The organism is Shimia aestuarii (assembly GCF_022814865.1).
In the GTDB taxonomy this organism is placed as follows: domain Bacteria; phylum Pseudomonadota; class Alphaproteobacteria; order Rhodobacterales; family Rhodobacteraceae; genus Shimia; species Shimia aestuarii_A.
On sequence record NZ_JAKVRD010000006.1, the window covers coordinates 18878 to 33941 of the forward strand.

14 protein-coding genes and 1 tRNA gene are annotated in these 15064 nt (G+C 60.4%); 12 read left to right on the plus strand and 3 right to left on the minus strand.

The genetic code is table 11. The annotated features are described in order from the left end of the window. Nucleotides 1-50 precede the first annotated feature (50 nt). The 12 genes from MK745_RS07725 to MK745_RS07780 all read left to right on the plus strand — a co-directional run bounded on the left by MK745_RS07725 (nucleotide 51) and on the right by MK745_RS07780 (nucleotide 11264). Nucleotides 51-569, plus strand: a complete 519-nt coding sequence (locus MK745_RS07725) for a DinB family protein (protein WP_243612711.1) — start codon at nucleotides 51-53, stop codon at nucleotides 567-569. A 71-nt stretch (nucleotides 570-640) separates the two neighbouring features. Next, nucleotides 641-1636: an acryloyl-CoA reductase gene (gene acuI, locus MK745_RS07730; RefSeq protein ID WP_243612712.1), complete on the plus strand. Its 996-nt coding sequence runs from the start codon at nucleotides 641-643 to the stop codon at nucleotides 1634-1636. A 73-nt stretch (nucleotides 1637-1709) separates the two neighbouring features. Then, the gene (locus MK745_RS07735) at nucleotides 1710-2135 is read left to right on the plus strand and encodes an HIT family protein (protein ID WP_243612713.1); all 426 of its coding nucleotides are present in this window, start codon (nucleotides 1710-1712) and stop codon (nucleotides 2133-2135) included. A gap of 195 nt (nucleotides 2136-2330) precedes the next feature. Next, nucleotides 2331-2765, plus strand: a complete 435-nt coding sequence (locus MK745_RS07740; protein ID WP_243612714.1) for a hypothetical protein — start codon at nucleotides 2331-2333, stop codon at nucleotides 2763-2765. Between the two features lie 111 nt (nucleotides 2766-2876). Further along, a complete protein-coding gene (locus MK745_RS07745; RefSeq protein WP_243612715.1) occupies nucleotides 2877-4100 on the plus strand; it encodes an aminotransferase class V-fold PLP-dependent enzyme in 1224 nt (407 codons plus the stop codon). A 78-nt stretch (nucleotides 4101-4178) separates the two neighbouring features. Then, the gene (locus MK745_RS07750) at nucleotides 4179-5387 is read left to right on the plus strand and encodes an SAM-dependent methyltransferase (protein WP_243612716.1); all 1209 of its coding nucleotides are present in this window, start codon (nucleotides 4179-4181) and stop codon (nucleotides 5385-5387) included. Next, complete coding sequence (locus MK745_RS07755) at nucleotides 5387-5836, plus strand: TrgA family protein (protein WP_243612717.1); 450 nt, start codon at nucleotides 5387-5389, stop codon at nucleotides 5834-5836. Before MK745_RS07750 ends, MK745_RS07755 begins: the two co-directional genes overlap by 1 nt. A 5-nt stretch (nucleotides 5837-5841) precedes the next feature. Further along, complete coding sequence (locus MK745_RS07760) at nucleotides 5842-6966, plus strand: NUDIX domain-containing protein (RefSeq protein ID WP_243612718.1); 1125 nt, start codon at nucleotides 5842-5844, stop codon at nucleotides 6964-6966. A gap of 54 nt (nucleotides 6967-7020) precedes the next feature. Beyond that, nucleotides 7021-8055 (plus strand): cysteine synthase A, encoded by a 1035-nt coding sequence (locus tag MK745_RS07765; RefSeq protein ID WP_243612719.1) that lies wholly within the window; start codon nucleotides 7021-7023, stop codon nucleotides 8053-8055. A gap of 8 nt (nucleotides 8056-8063) precedes the next feature. Beyond that, nucleotides 8064-10406 carry a DUF3772 domain-containing protein gene (locus tag MK745_RS07770; RefSeq protein ID WP_243612720.1) on the plus strand — a complete coding sequence of 781 codons (2343 nt, stop codon included), beginning with the start codon at nucleotides 8064-8066 and terminating at the stop codon, nucleotides 10404-10406. Beyond that, on the plus strand, nucleotides 10403-11122 hold the full coding sequence (locus MK745_RS07775; protein WP_243612721.1) for an alanyl-tRNA editing protein: 720 nt from the start codon (nucleotides 10403-10405) through the stop codon (nucleotides 11120-11122). The genes MK745_RS07770 and MK745_RS07775 overlap by 4 nt, the downstream gene beginning before the upstream one ends. A gap of 52 nt (nucleotides 11123-11174) precedes the next feature. Continuing rightward, nucleotides 11175-11264: transfer RNA gene (locus MK745_RS07780), tRNA-Ser, on the plus strand. A gap of 510 nt (nucleotides 11265-11774) precedes the next feature. On the opposite strand, the gene MK745_RS07785 is transcribed toward MK745_RS07780, so the two are convergent. The 3 genes from MK745_RS07785 to MK745_RS07795 form a co-directional block, all read right to left on the minus strand. After that, nucleotides 11775-12398 carry an HAD family hydrolase gene (locus MK745_RS07785; protein WP_243612722.1) on the minus strand — a complete coding sequence of 208 codons (624 nt, stop codon included), beginning with the start codon at nucleotides 12396-12398 and terminating at the stop codon, nucleotides 11775-11777. A gap of 97 nt (nucleotides 12399-12495) precedes the next feature. Continuing rightward, the gene (locus MK745_RS07790) at nucleotides 12496-13641 is read right to left on the minus strand and encodes an iron-containing alcohol dehydrogenase (RefSeq protein ID WP_243612723.1); all 1146 of its coding nucleotides are present in this window, start codon (nucleotides 13639-13641) and stop codon (nucleotides 12496-12498) included. A 41-nt stretch (nucleotides 13642-13682) separates the two neighbouring features. Beyond that, nucleotides 13683-15059, minus strand: a complete 1377-nt coding sequence (locus tag MK745_RS07795; protein WP_243612724.1) for an aldehyde dehydrogenase family protein — start codon at nucleotides 15057-15059, stop codon at nucleotides 13683-13685. Nucleotides 15060-15064: the final 5 nt, after the last annotated feature.

The following is a 15064-nucleotide window of genomic DNA, read 5'->3' on the forward strand; positions in this document are numbered from 1 at the left end:
AAGGGATGTGCGGCCGTGACGTGGCGGAGAGAGTTGAAAGGACCAATAGAATGATCGACCGCGATTATTGCCGGATGATGGCGCGCTACAACGCATGGCAGAACGAACAGGTTGCTGAAGCGGCAGAGGGATTGCCAGACAAGGCGCTGCGCGAGGATCGGGGGGCGTTCTTTGGATCGATCCTCGGCACGCTCAATCATCTTTTGTGGGCGGACCTGTTGTGGATGGCGCGGTTTGATGGTGGTGCACGTCCCGAGGGCGGGATCAAGGACAGCGTGACGCTTTGTCCGACGCTCGCGACGTGGAGTGCGGAGCGGTTTCGCACCGATGGACGGATTCGTATGTGGGCCGACAAGGTGCGCGCGATCGACTTAACGGGGGATCATAGCTGGCACTCTGGGGCGCTTGGGCGCGAGGTCAGCAAGCCGATGGCGCAATGCGTGGTGCATTTCTTCAACCACCAGACCCATCATCGCGGGCAGGTGCATGCGATGCTTACGGCGGCGGGATGCAAGGGGATCGGGGACACGGACCTTATTTTCATGCCCGAGGAAGAAAGCTGGCTCTGACCGGGGACACCTGCGACGAGCATATTTTACCAAGATGATGGCCGGGATGGCCCGGTCGAAAGGAGAGAGACATGTTCAAGGCGCTTGTGGTCAACAAGGACGAGGACAGCGGCAAGACATCGGCGGCGGTTGAGGAAATCTCGGTCGATGACCTGCCGCATGGCGAGGTGCTGGTCGCGGTGGATTTTTCCACGGTCAACTACAAGGACGGACTCTGCATCGGGCCGGGGGGCGGGCTTGTGCGCAAGTATCCGCATGTGCCGGGGATCGATTTTGCAGGCACGGTCGAGGAGAGCGCGGATGATCGCTATAAGCCGGGCGACAAGGTTGTCCTGACTGGCTGGCGCGTGGGAGAGGCCCATTGGGGCGGCTATGCCCAGAAGGCGCGGGTGCTGGCCGATTGGCTTGTGCCGCTGCCTGCGGGGCTTGATACACGCGCGGCGATGGCGGTGGGCACGGCCGGATTGACGGCAATGCTCGCGGTGATGGCGCTTGAGGATCAGGGGCTCAAGAAAGACCACGGTCCCGTGCTTGTGACGGGGGCTGCGGGCGGTGTTGGCTCGGTCGCGACGGCGATCCTTGCAAACCTCGGCTATGAGGTGGCGGCGGTCACTGGGCGGCCCGAGCAGGAAGCCTACCTGCGCGAGCTTGGCGCGGGGCAGATTGTGGCGCGCGAGGAGCTTGAAGAGGTGACGCGCAAACCGCTTGAAAGCGAAATCTGGGCGGGCTGTATCGACGCGGTGGCGGGTGCGATGCTTGGCCGGGTGTTGAAACAGATGAAATATGGCGGGTCCGTCGCGGCGATCGGCCTTGCGGGCGGGGCGGCGATTGAGGGCGCGCTCATCACGCCGTTCATCCTTCGGGGGGTGAACCTTCTTGGCATCGACTCGGTCATGCAGCCCTATGACAATCGTGTCCGCGCCTGGCAACGCATTGCCAGCGATCTGCCGATGGACAAGCTTGAGGCGATGATTCAGCCGGCAACGCTTGCGGAGTTGCCGCAGCTTGGCAAGGATATCCTCAAGGGGCAGGTCAAGGGCCGCGTTGTGGTTGACGTCAACGCCTGATCGGCCGACAAACGAGACCGGCAAGGCGCGCGCGCTTTGCCGGTTCTTGCAATCTAGCCGGAAGAGGCGCGCCATGAGCAGCTATGACAGCGACAACATCTTTGCCAAGATTCTGCGTGGGGAGATCCCGAGCGAGAAACTCTATGAAGATGACGAAACCTATGTGTTCATGGATATCATGCCGCGCGCGGACGGGCATTGTCTGATCATTCCGAAGACGCCCTGCCGCAATATGTTGGACGCGAGCGACGACCAGCTTACGGCCTGCCTGCGCACGGTGCGGAAGATGGGCCATGCGGTCATGGCGGCGTTTGATGCGGGCGGGGTCACAGTGCAGCAGTTCAACGAGGCGCCGGGCGGGCAGGAGGTCTTCCACCTGCATTACCACGTCTTGCCGCGTCATGAGGGCGTCAAGCTGCGTCCGCCGGGGCAGATGGCGGATTTCGATGTGCTCAAGGCACAGGCCGACAAGATCCGCGCTGCACTCGAGACGCTTTGAGTTTTTTCGAATTATATTCGAAAAACAGCATCTATTTGATCTAGATCATGTTGCCCGCCGCGTTTGGCGGGCAGTTTCGTATCTGTAAGGTGCATCTGGAAAGCATGTTTCCTCCGCAATCCTGACAGCTTGCCGGGTGCGCCTTACGTATCTTCCCCACGACACTGAAACGTCAGACAGATACAGGACCTGGATATGAAGCGATTCCTTACCGCCCTGGCCCTTACGGCCATGACCGCAGCCAATGCCGCCTCGGCAGATGAACAAAAAGATCTCGTCACCATTCTCACCGCGCCGGAGCCGCAGACGCAGCTCATGTCGATGGTGCTTACCATGCAGGCGGTGCAGCAGGGCGCGGCGGCGCATATCCTGCTATGCGGCCCGGCCGGTGATCTTGCGCTCAAGGACGCGCCAGAAAGCGCCACGGCGGGCCAACCACCAAAAAACATGAGCCCGCAGGGCCTGATGCAGATGATTATGAAACAGCCAGGCACGAAGGTTGAGGTCTGCGCGATCTATCTTCCGGGCAAGGGCGTTGGGCCGGATGTCCTGCTTGATGGGATCGGTATCGCGAAACCCGGTGAGATGGCGAAAGCCGTGCTTGAGGCCGATGCGTCGATGAGCTTCTGAGCACGGGTCACGCGTTTTCCTTGCGAGGGACGGTCCATTGGGCCGTCCCTTTTTCGTGAGACGCGACGGATCGGGCTTGACCTCTGGTATGGGGCTGGCAAAGTCGCAGCCATGGATCTTGATATCGACTTTGTGCGCGGGCAGTTTCCCGCCTTGCAAGAGCCCTCCCTCGCCGGGCAGGCCTTCTTTGAAAATGCTGGTGGATCATATACTTGTGCGCCAGTGATTGACCGCCTCACGCGGTTCTACCGGGAACGTAAGGTGCAGCCCTATGCGCCCTATGAGGCCTCGCGCCTTGGCGGTGCCGAGATGGACGAGGCGCGGGCGCGGATGGCGGCGATCCTTGGGGTTGAGACCGAGGAACTGTCTTTTGGACCGTCGACGACACAGAACACCTATGTGCTTGCCCAGGCCTTTCGCCAATGGATGAAGCCGGGCGATGCAATCATCGTCACCAATCAGGATCACGAGGCCAATACCGGGCCATGGCGTCGGCTTGCCGATGAGGGGATCGAGATTCGCGAATGGCAGATTGATCCGGAGACCGGGCATCTTGACCCTGAACAGCTTGGCGAGATGCTCGATGACCGGGTGCGGCTCGTGTGTTTTCCGCATTGCTCCAACGTCGTGGGCGAGATCAACCCGGTGACAGAGATCACGGCGCTGGCCCATGCGGCGGGGGCGTTTACCTGTGTCGATGGCGTGTCCTATGCGCCGCACGGTTTCCCGGATGTGGGCGCGACCGGGGCGGATATCTACCTGTTCTCGAGTTACAAGACCTATGGCCCGCATCAGGGGCTCATGGTGATCCGCAAGAACCTTGGGATGATGCTTCCCAATCAGGGGCATTATTTCAATGCCGAGACGCTCTATAAGCGGTTCACGCCTGCGGGGCCGGACCATGCGCAGGTCGCGGCCTGTGCCGGGATGGCGGATTATGTCGATAGGCTTGCCGATCATCACGGGATCACGGCGACGACGCCCGCGGGGCGCGGGGCAGCCGTGCATGACCTGATGCGCGCCCATGAGGAGCGTCTCTTGCAGCCGGTGCTTGACTACGCCGCAGCCAAGAACTCGGTGCGCCTTCTCGGCCCGCAAGACGCCGGAGCACGGGCGCCGACGGTGGCGCTTGCCTGTGCGCACGCCGGGGAAGAGCTTGCGCGCGCGCTGGCAAAGCACGGGATCATGGCGGGCGGGGGCGATTTCTACGCCAACCGGGCGCTTGAGGCGCAAAAGGTCGACATGGCGAAAGGGGTGCTGCGGCTCAGTTTCGTGCATTACACCTCGGAGGCGGAGATTGCACAATTGCTCGAGGCGCTTGACGCTGTGCTCTGAGGGCCAAGATGCAAAACTCTTGCTCGGGCGCGACATTCTGACCTAGCATCCTTCTCGAGAGACCAAGAGGAGGGTGCGATGGTCTTTACGACGACGGACGGGCAGGACGATCTACCGCGCTATTTCAGCAATGTCTTCGAGCTCGCAACGAAGATCAGGCGGGGGCGGATCGACTTTGTCATGCCGGACGGACGCTGTTTTCGCGCCGAGGGGATAGAGGCGGGCCCGGTTGCCGAACTTCGGGTGCATGACGAGGATACATTTGCGCGGCTTGTGCGCGAAGGCGATCTTGGGTTCTGCGATGCCTATATCGAAGGCGGCTGGAGCACCCCGGATTTGCAGGCGTTTCTCGATTTTCTACAGGCCGACAATGATGTGCTCTATGACGGGTTCCCGGGAATGTTCTTTGTTCGTCTTTACGAACGGATGCGCCATTGGATGAACCGCAACACCAAGGATCAGGCCAAAAAGAACATCTCCTATCACTATGATCTCGGCAATGATTTCTATGCGCTTTGGCTCGACGAGACGATGACCTATTCCTCGGCGCTCTTTGAGACCGGTCAGGAGAGCATGGAGGCGGGGCAAGAGGCGAAATACGCCTCGATGATCGACCAGATGGGGGCGCAACCGGGGGATCATGTGCTCGAGATCGGCTGTGGCTGGGGCGGGTTCGCGGAATACGCGGCAAAGGAGCGCGGGCTACGGGTCACAGGGCTGACGATCAGCGAAGAACAATTGAAGTATGCGCGGGAACGCATTGAAAAAGCGGGACTTTCCGATCTAGTCGAGTTTCGCCTTCAGGACTATCGCGACGAGACCGGACAGTATGATGGGATCGCGAGTATCGAGATGTTCGAGGCCGTGGGCGAGCAATACTGGCCCGCCTATTTCAACACTGTGCGTGAGCGGCTCAAGCCGGGCCGCAACGCGACGCTCCAGATCATCACCATCACCGAAGAGCGCTTTGAGATCTATCGCAAGGGCGTAGATTTCATCCAGAAATACATCTTCCCCGGCGGCATGCTCCCAAGCCCCGGCGCGCTTCGTGAGGAGATCAGCAGGGCGGGGCTTGACCTCGTGCGGTCGATCGAGTTCGGAGAAAGCTATAGCCAGACCTTGCGGCGATGGCATGAAACCTTCAATGCGCGGTGGGATGAGGTGCAGGCGATTGGCTTTGATGACCGATTCAGGCGGATGTGGAATTTCTACCTGACCTCTTGCGCTGCAGCGTTTCACAGCGGAAACTGCGATGTGACCCAGATTACAATTCGAAGGCCCGCCTGATGCCTACAGGACCGAAACTCGTTGGTGCCGTGTGTCTTGCCATCTTGGCCGCTCTTGTGGCCGAGCTTACAAAGCAATCCATCCTCGCGGAACGCAGCATGAGTTTCGGCTATTTCACCCCGGTGAGCGCGCTTGTCGGGGGTTTTGTCGGTTGGCGGTTTCTTGGCGGCACGCGGCCCGAGGCAGGCTTGGCCCCGACCTTGGCGCATGGGTTCTCGGCGGTGATCCTGATGCTGCTGCTCGGGTTGTTCGTTTTTGGGTGCTACGACATGTTGATGAATGCGCTCGACCGGCACTATCGCGACGTGGCGCAGGCGCTGCGCGGGATCATTGATTTCGCCATCGAATATACGCCGTTCCTCATGCGCTATGACATCATCGTTGTGCTTTTTGGTGGGGCGTTGGTGTCGGGTGTGCTGACAGGGCTTGCGCGGCGGCACTGGAGATAGGTTTCATGACATCGCTGTTTTTCTACGGGACGCTGCGCCACGTGCCGCTGTTGTCCATTGTCCTTGGCCGCCCGGCGGAGGAGATCGCGCTTTGGCCTGCGATGCTTGAGGGCCACGCGGTGCATGCGGTTGTAGGCGAGAGCTTTCCGATGCTTGTCGAAGGTGGGGATGGAGCGCGGGGGCTCTTCGTGGAGGGCTTGAGCGCGGAAGACCTGACGCGGCTGCGATTTTATGAAGGCGGGTTCGACTATGATGTCGAGACGCGCGTTGTGGCGACGGAGAGCGGACCGCGCGAGGCAGATGTTTTTATTCCTCCCAATGGGTTGCGGGCTGATCCTAAACTTTGGCGTCTTGACGCTTGGGTGGCTGAATGGGGGGAGATGACGCTGCACGCGGCCCGCGAGGTCATGTCTTATTACGGTGAGGCGAGCGCGCAGGACGTGGCGCGGCGATTTGCGATGATCCGCGCCCGTGCCGCGGCAAAGGTCAATGCGCGGCAGGGTGCGCGCGGCCATAGCCCGTGTGGCTTCACAGATAACGACGTGGAGGTTGCGAACGTCACCCGCGCCTATGTCGATTTCTTTGCGCTCGATGAATATGATCTTCGTTTTCGCCAATACGCGGGTGGGCAGAGCGAGACAGTCAAACGCGCGGTCTTTGTCGCGACGGATGCCGTGATCGTGTTGCCCTATGATCCGGTGCGCGACCGGGTGCTCCTAGTCGAACAGTTCCGCTCGGGCCCGTTTGGCCGTGGCGATCCGCGCCCCTGGCAGCTTGAGCCGATTGCCGGGCGGATCGACGCCGGCGAGACCGCAGAAGCAACGGCGCATCGCGAAGCCGCGGAGGAGGCGGGTTTGACGCTTCGGACATTGCATGACGTGGCGCATTGCTATGCCTCGCCGGGATGTTCCACGGAGTTCTTCGATATTTTCGTCGGGATAGCCGATTTGCCGGATGATGTCGTCGGGGTCTCGGGGCTCGAAAGCGAGCAGGAGGATATTCGATCATACCTGTTCAGCTATGACGCCTTGATGGAGCTTGTGGATCGCTTCGAGGCGGTCAATGCGCCGCTGGTTCTGGCGGCGCTTTGGCTTGCACGTCATCGTGAGCGGTTGCGTGAGACGGCTTGAGTTCGCCTGACCCGCGTCTTACACAAGATTCAGGATAAGTTAAGGAGCGCACCCATGCAGTATGCCGCCGATCTCGCCGCCGCCGTGGGGAACACCCCATTGATCCGCCTCAAGAAGGCCAGTGAGGCGACCGGGTGCACCATTCTAGGCAAGGCGGAGTTCCTCAATCCGGGCCAGTCGGTCAAGGATCGTGCCGCGCTCTATATCATTCGAGATGCAGTGGCGCGCGGCGATCTGAAACCGGGCGGTACGATTGTGGAAGGCACCGCCGGCAATACCGGGATCGGTCTTGCGCTTGTCGGTGCGTCAATGGGGTTCAAGACGGTGATCGTCATTCCCGAGACGCAAAGCCAGGAAAAGAAGGATATGCTCCGCCTCGCTGGGGCACAGCTTGTCGAGGTTCCCGCAGCGCCTTACAAAAATCCGAACAATTACGTTCGCTACTCCGGGCGTTTGGCGGCAGAACTTGCAAAAACAGAACCAAATGGTGCAATCTGGGCAAACCAATTCGATAACGTCGCCAACCGGGTGGCCCATATCGAAACCACCGGGCCGGAAATCTGGGAACAGACCGGCGGCAAGGTCGATGGGTTCGTCTGTGCAGTTGGGTCGGGCGGTACGCTGGCGGGTGTTGGCATGGCGCTGCAACCAAAAGGCGTCAAGATTGGTCTTGCCGACCCGATGGGTGCCGCGCTTTACAGCTATTACACGACAGGCGCTTTTGCTTCTGAGGGGAGCTCGATCACCGAGGGGATCGGCCAGGGGCGGATCACCGCGAACCTTGAAGGGTTCACGCCGGACATGTGCTATCAGGTGCCCGATGATGAAGCCCTGCCGGTGGTCTTTGATCTACTGAGCGAAGAGGGGCTTTGCCTTGGTGGATCGTCTGGCGTGAATATCGCCGGGGCGATCCGCATGGCCAAGGAAATGGGGCCCGGGCATACGATTGTGACCGTGCTCTGCGACTATGGTACGCGCTATCAGTCGAAGCTCTTCAACCCGGCGTTCCTCAAGGAAAAGAACCTGCCGGTGCCGGATTGGCTTGATGCGACACCAGCGGACGTCCCGCAGGTCTTCGAGGAAAGCTGAGGTCTGGCATGGCAGTCTTGCGTCGGGTTCTTGGAAGTCTGTGCGTCGTCTTGTTGCTGGGCGTGCAGGCCGTGTTGGCCCAAGACGTCAGTGCGCAGCCGGATTTTGCGGAATGGGAACGGGTTTCTGAGCGCGCGGCCGAAGCGATCGAGGCGGGGCGGGCCTCGGAAGTCGCGATGGATTCCCTGCGCCAACAGCTTGTTGATTGGCGCAGCGAGTTCCGAAATGCGCAGAGCCGCTACTCCGTCGCCGCAAACACCACGCAAGCCAAGCTCGACACACTTGGACCAGTGCCGGAAGGCGGCGACAGCCCGGAAGTGGAAGCCGAGCGCGCCCGGCTCGAAAAGGTGCTTGCAGAAGCCCGCGAGCCAGTGTTGCGGGCCCAGCTTGCCGAGACAGAGGCGACAGAGCTGATTGAGGGGGTCGATTCAGTCGTGCAAGGGCGACGCACGGCACGGCTCTTGGAGCGTGGGCCGACACCGCTCAACCCGGTGTACTGGACCGGGGCGCTTCTGGCTCTGCAACAGACCAATACGCTTATCCTCAACGAATTGCGCACTGCGTGGGATTATGAATGGCGCACAGGCGACCTCCAGAAGAACCTGCCACGGGTGATCGCGCTTTTGATTGTCGGGGTCGTCCTGATCCTGTTCGGGCGCCGCTGGACCGAGAACGCCCAAGCGCTTGTGCGACGCGATCAGATGTCGGGGCGGCGTTGGATTCTTGGGCTCGCGGTATCGTTCGGGCATCTTGTGCTGCCGCTTGCCGGTGTGATGATTTTGGTCGAGGCGTTCTATGCCAGCGATCTTGCAGGCATTCGGGGCGATATTATCCTGTCGATCCTGCCGGAAGCCGCGTTTGTCCTGTTATTTCCAATCTGGCTTGGCCGTCGGGTCTTTCCTTATGAGAGCGAAGATGGGTCTATCCTTCTTTTGAACGACGAACATCGCCGGGAAGGTCGGGCGCTTTCGGTGGCGACGGGGATCATCCTTGCCTTCTCGCTCTTGCTTCAGGCGATTTCAGGCTTCGAAACCTGGACGGCGGGAACGCGGGCGGTGTTGATTTTCCCGCTGATCGTGTTGGCGGCGGGCGTCATGGTGCGGATGGCGCGTCTTTTGCGGGTGCATATCAGCGGACGCGACACCGACCTAGGCGAGGAAGATATCCCCGGCGCCAACCTGCAGCTTATGCGGCTTGTCGCGCTTGGCTATCAGCTTGCTGCGGTGCTTGGGGTGCTTCTCGCGGTCGCTGGCTATAGCAGCGCGGCTGTGGCGCTTGTGTTTCCGACCATCTACACGCTGCAATTCCTTGGGTTCCTGGTGATCCTGCATCGCGGGTTGGTGCGGGTGTTCTCGGTCTTGGCGGGCTTGAGTGCGGAAACCGGCGAAGGGACGCTTTGGTCGGTGTTGCTTGGCTTTGCCATTTCGATAGCGGCGGTGCCTGTGGTGCTCTTGATCTGGGGCGCACGCAGCCAGCAACTTGCCGAATGGGCAGCGCTGATCGGGCAGGGGCTTCGGGTTGGGGAAGTCACGATTTCGCCAATGCAGCTCGTGATCTTCTTTGCGGTGTTCGGGATTGGCTATGCGATCACGCGGCTCCTGCAGGGGACGCTCAAGAACTCGGTCCTGCCACGCACAAAGATCGACGTCGGGGGGCAAAATGCCATTGTCTCCGGCGTCGGATATGTCGGCCTCACCATTGCGGCGCTGATTGCGATTCATAACACCGGGATCGACCTCGGCTCGATCGCGCTTGTCGCCTCGGCGCTTTCGGTTGGCATCGGTTTCGGCCTGCAGACCATCGTGTCAAACTTCGTCAGCGGTATCATCCTGTTGATTGAGCGTCCCATCGCTGAGGGCGATTGGATCGAGGTTGGCGGGCAGATGGGCTATGTGCGCGATATCTCGGTCCGCTCGACCCGGATAGAGACCTTCGACCGCACCGATGTTATTATCCCAAACAGCGACCTCGTTGCTGGTACGGTCACCAACTACACGCGTGGGAACACCGTGGGCCGGGTCATCGTGCCGGTGGGCGTTGCCTATGGCACCGAGCCGCGCAAAGTCGAGGCCATCTTGCTTGAGATCGCGCGGGCACATCCGATGGTGCTTGCCAATCCAGAACCCTATGTGGTGTTCCAAGGGTTCGGTGCGAGTTCGATGGATTTCGAGATCCGCGCCATCCTGCGGGATGTGAACTGGGTTCTGAATGTGCGCTCTGAAATGAATTACAAGATTGCGGAGCGGTTCATGGAAGAAGGGATCGAAATTCCCTTCCCGCAACAGGATATCTGGCTGCGCAATGCCAAGGCGCTGCGCACGGACGAAGATGAAGGGAAAGACGACGCATGAGCGAGCTGCTTTTTCGCGAGGACGCGTATCTGCGCGACGCTGAGGCGCGGGTCACGTCCCATACGGCCGAAGGCGGGATCGTGCTCGACAAAACGGTGTTCTACCCCACGGGCGGCGGCCAGCCGGGCGACAGTGGCAAGCTTCGCTGGGCGGGTGGCAGTGTGTCGATCGCGACGGCGGTCAAGGCCGGGCACGACGACGTGGCGCTTGTGCCAGCAGAGCCCGTGCCCCTGCCTCCGGTAGGGGCCGTGGTCCAACAAGAGATCGATTGGGAACGACGGCATCGACACATGCGGGTCCATACGGCGCTGCACCTGTTGTCGGTGGTCATTCCCTTGCCTGTGACCGGTGGCAGTATCTCAGCCGAGAAAGGCCGGCTCGATTTCAATATGCCAGACGCCCCGGACTCTCCCGAGGCGCTTCAGGAGGCGCTCAACGCACTGATTGAGCGTGATCTCGTCGTGCATGAGAAATGGATCAGCGCCGAAGAACTCGCCGCCAATCCGGGCCTTGTGAAGACCATGTCGGTACAGCCCCCGACGGGGAGCGGCGATGTGCGTCTCGTGGCGATTGGAAAGGGCGCGCGACAAGTCGATTTGCAACCCTGTGGCGGCACGCATGTCGCGCGCACCTCAGAGATCGGCGGGGTCCGGATCGGCAAGATCGAGAACAAGGGCCGGCAGAACCGCCGGGTAAATCTCCATCTTGAGAATTAAAGCGTTTTGCCTCTTGCAAGCCCCTGCCGGGTAACGTTAAAGAGCGCAGCACGGAGCGGTGGCCGAGTGGTCGAAGGCGCACGCCTGGAAAGTGTGTAGGCGGGAGACCGTCTCCAGGGTTCGAATCCCTGTCGCTCCGCCATTTTCCACCTTTCGCAGTCAAGGTGCCGTGCAGGCGCGGATCTCCGAGCGAAGTCTATCGCTTGGGTATTGCCAAAGAAGACCGGATTGAGGTGGGCAGGGCAATCTCGTAGCGTTCTGCCATGGCTAAGCTCTCCACATTTAAGCAATTAGGAACCCGTCCCGAGATCATCCGTTTGGTGGTAAATCACTCAGGTGAGAACGCGCGATGTTGCGCTTCCGACGGTTCTTCCATCTACGACCTATTCAGCTTGGAGCGCAGTCATTCTTCTAGGTCAGATAATAGGCAGCAGCACCGTCGTACTTCTTGAGAGGCGCGGGCGTCTTGCGGGGTGACCCAATCGTTGTCTTGGCAAAAGAGACTGCTTCGCATTGGCCTGATGGCACCTTGCAACCTTGTTTTCCGCGGGCTTGCAGGCGATTGCGGCCGTTTGCCGGAAATCCCTCTACTGAAACCGGAAAGTTTGGGGGCGCGGCTAGGATGTTTCGAACCAGTATGACGTCGATCAAATCAGCCCGTGTAAGACCAAAGCTGCATTGCGATGGCTTGGATCTCATCCGGAGACCCAGCCATGAAAGTGGCGCCTTGAGACAGGAGTTTTTCTGGCGACTGCCACCCCCAAGTGACACCGATGGAGGCAATGCCTGCGGTGGCGGCCGCTTTGACATCGCTCACCCCGTCACCCACCAGAGCAATGGGCCTGAAGTGCCCCTCGCGTCGTAACGACATGATCTTTTCGGCCTTGGTTCCGGGCTCTGAACGAGAAAGAAGGACGGAAATGCAGTCCGTGATGTCATTGGCTGTGAGAAAGCGTTCGATGAACCCTTTTGGGGAGGCCGATAGAATGCCCACAGGTATCTCTGTCGAGATGTTTTTCAGTGTGTCGATGATACTGGCAAATGCCGGTGCGGTATCACTCCGTTTTCCAAGAAACGCGGTGGCATCGGCGGCGAAGCCAGCGGGGCAAAGCCCAAGCGTTTCGGCGAGTGCTTCGAACGTAACATGTTCAAGCTCGGCGAAAGGGTTGGCTGGCAGGTTGCCCTGATACCCCTGACACCGCGCGGCACGGGTGCAAATGTCAGTGTAGATTTGCAGAGAGTCGGCCATCACGCCATCGAAGTCGAACAGAAGCATCTCTTGATCCGTGGTGCCGGGAATATTGTCGCACGGCGAGAAGCGGGGGATACTGCGCAGGCTCTCCTGGCCTGCACAGTGTCATTTTTGTCCTCACTCAGAGAGCGGCTTCGAACAGGGCCGTGACATTCATCTCGGTCAGCTCGATCGGATTGCCGCCACAGCTCGGGTCGGTCAGTGCTCCGGAAACGAGCTCTGGAATCGCGTCTTTGGTCACGCCCATCTCGGATAGCTTGCGCGGGATGGCCATGGAATCGTTCATGGCCTGCACAAAGGCGCGGAACCCGTCGAACCCTCCGTCGATGCCGAGATAGGCCGCCGCCAAGTCGAACCGGTCGGCAATCGCGGGCGCATTGAACTCAAGCACCGCCGGCATGCACACCGCGTTGGTGGTGCCATGATGGGTGTTAAAGTGCGCCCCGATCGGGTGGCTCATCGCGTGAATGGCGCCGAGGCCCTTCTGAAACGCCGTCGCGCCCATCGCCGCGGCACTCATCATCTGTGCGCGTGCTTCAAGATCGTTGCCATCCTCGTAAGCGCGGGGCAGATACTCTTTCACCAAACGCATCCCTTCGAGGGCGATACCCTGACTCATCGGGTGGTAATGCGGGCTCGAGAACGCTTCGACACAATGGGCAAAGGCGTCCAGACCCGTGCCTGCAGTGATGAACTTCGGCATACCCACGGTCAGTTCGGGATCGCAGATTACGACACCCGGCAAGACTTTGGGGTGGAAGATGATCTTTTTCGCGTGGGTTTCGGAATTGGTAATCACGCTGGCGCGCCCGACTTCCGAACCGGTTCCGGCCGTGGTCGGGACAGCGATGATCGGAGCAATGACATCCGCATCTGCGCGCGTCCACCAATCGCCGATATCCTCGAAATCCCAGATTGGGCGGGTTTGACCGGCCATGAAGGCCACCATCTTGCCCAGATCGAGGCCCGAGCCGCCGCCGAATGCGATAACCCCGTCGTGGCCGCCAGCGTTGTAGGCCGCAACACCGGCTTCGAGATTGGTTTCGTTCGGGTTCGGATCCACGTCGGCGAACAGACCGCGACCAAGCCCTGCGGCCTCCATGATGTTGAGGGTGTCCTGCGTGATTGGAAGATCGGCCAGACCGCGATCCGTGACAAGCAGAGGATTTTTCATGCCGAGGGCCGCGCAGGCCTCTGGCAGTTCCTTGATCCGGCCGGCGCCGAACTTGATGTTGGTCGGGTAAGACCAGTTTCCAACAAGAGACATGTGGTGTTTCCTTTAATATCCCAGAGACCCGTGACAGGGGCTCAGGCAGTGACTTTCTTGAGGTGGTAGCTCTTGGGGCGGGTCAGGTTGTGATACCCGATGACCGAGAGCCCCCCACCACGGCCGGTATTCTTGCAACCGGTCCAGCACAGTCCCGGATCAAGATAATCGGCGCGGTTCATGAAAACCGTGCCGGTTTCGATCCGGTCTCCCACACGCGCGGCACGGTCGATATCGCGGGTCCAAAGGGATGCGGTCAGTCCGAACTCGCTATCGTTCATCAGCTCGATGGCTTCCTCGTCGGAGGTCACTTTCATGATCCCCACAACCGGTCCGAAGCTCTCCTCGCGCATGACGCGCATGTCGTGCGTGACATTGGTCAGGATCTGCGGCGTCAGGTAGGCCCCGCCCTCATCCGCGGGCATGGTGTCGATATGGGGCACGGCGCCAGCGGCGACGGCTTCGTCGATCTGGGCACGCACTTCCTTCGCAAAACGCGTGTTGGCCATCGGGCCGATTGTCGTATCGGGGTCCAGAGGATTGCCCAGTTTCATCGCTTGCACGATCGCCACGGCCTTGTCGACAAAGGCGTCGTAGAGGCTTTCGTGCACATAGATCCGTTCAATCCCGCAGCAGCACTGTCCGGAATTGAACATGGCCCCGTCGATCAGCGTGTCGACGGCGGCCTCTAGGTCGGCGTCGTCCATCACATATCCCGGATCCTTGCCGCCCAGTTCCGTACCAACTCCGGTAAAGGTGCCTGCTGCCGCATGTTCCATAGCGCGTCCGCCACCGACGGAGCCGGTGAAGTTCACGAAGTCGAACGCGTTGGCCGAAATAAGGTCGGTTGTCACGTCATGATCGAGAAAGAGGTTTTGGAACACGTCGGTCGGAACGCCAGCCGCGTGGAAAGCAGCCGCCATGCGCTCGCCCGCCAACAGCGTCTGGGAGGCGTGCTTCAGGATCACGGTATTGCCCGCGATTAGGGCCGGTGCCACCGTGTTGATCGCAGTCATGTAGGGGTAGTTCCAAGGCGCGACCACAAACACAACGCCATGCGGGAGACGTTTGATATAGCGTTTGAAGGTGTCGTCCTCGCCCACTGCGATATCCGCGAGCGCTTCCTTTGCAATGGTCGCCATGTGGCTTGCGCGTTCCTCGAAGCCGCCAAACTCGCCGCCATAGCGGACGGGGCGACCCATCATATGGGCCAGTTCCGGCACGATCTCGTCATTCATAGCGCCAACGGCGGCCACACCGTCCATCACCAGCTCGGTCCGTTCTGCGAGAGACCGTGCTGCCCATGCCTTTTGTGCGGCGCGCGCGCGGACCACCGCGTCGGTCGCCGCCTCAAGCGAAAGGGTCGGACGTTCGGCGAAAACCGATCCGTCTATCGGGGAGATACATTTCAATGTCATTTGTG

Excerpts from the sequence above, each read along its gene's own strand:
- MK745_RS07725 (WP_243612711.1), top strand. The coding sequence starts at position 51 with ATGATCGACCGCGATTATTGCCGGATGATGGCGCGCTACAACGCATGG.
- acuI (WP_243612712.1), top strand. The coding sequence starts at position 641 with ATGTTCAAGGCGCTTGTGGTCAACAAGGACGAGGACAGCGGCAAGACA.
- MK745_RS07735 (WP_243612713.1), top strand. The coding sequence starts at position 1,710 with ATGAGCAGCTATGACAGCGACAACATCTTTGCCAAGATTCTGCGTGGG.
- MK745_RS07740 (WP_243612714.1), top strand. The coding sequence starts at position 2,331 with ATGAAGCGATTCCTTACCGCCCTGGCCCTTACGGCCATGACCGCAGCC.
- MK745_RS07745 (WP_243612715.1), top strand. The coding sequence starts at position 2,877 with ATGGATCTTGATATCGACTTTGTGCGCGGGCAGTTTCCCGCCTTGCAA.
- MK745_RS07750 (WP_243612716.1), top strand. The coding sequence starts at position 4,179 with ATGGTCTTTACGACGACGGACGGGCAGGACGATCTACCGCGCTATTTC.
- MK745_RS07755 (WP_243612717.1), top strand. The coding sequence starts at position 5,387 with ATGCCTACAGGACCGAAACTCGTTGGTGCCGTGTGTCTTGCCATCTTG.
- MK745_RS07760 (WP_243612718.1), top strand. The coding sequence starts at position 5,842 with ATGACATCGCTGTTTTTCTACGGGACGCTGCGCCACGTGCCGCTGTTG.
- MK745_RS07765 (WP_243612719.1), top strand. The coding sequence starts at position 7,021 with ATGCAGTATGCCGCCGATCTCGCCGCCGCCGTGGGGAACACCCCATTG.
- MK745_RS07770 (WP_243612720.1), top strand. The coding sequence starts at position 8,064 with ATGGCAGTCTTGCGTCGGGTTCTTGGAAGTCTGTGCGTCGTCTTGTTG.
- MK745_RS07775 (WP_243612721.1), top strand. The coding sequence starts at position 10,403 with ATGAGCGAGCTGCTTTTTCGCGAGGACGCGTATCTGCGCGACGCTGAG.
- MK745_RS07785 (WP_243612722.1), bottom strand. The coding sequence starts at position 12,398 with ATGCTTCTGTTCGACTTCGATGGCGTGATGGCCGACTCTCTGCAAATC.
- MK745_RS07790 (WP_243612723.1), bottom strand. The coding sequence starts at position 13,641 with ATGTCTCTTGTTGGAAACTGGTCTTACCCGACCAACATCAAGTTCGGC.
- MK745_RS07795 (WP_243612724.1), bottom strand. The coding sequence starts at position 15,059 with ATGACATTGAAATGTATCTCCCCGATAGACGGATCGGTTTTCGCCGAA.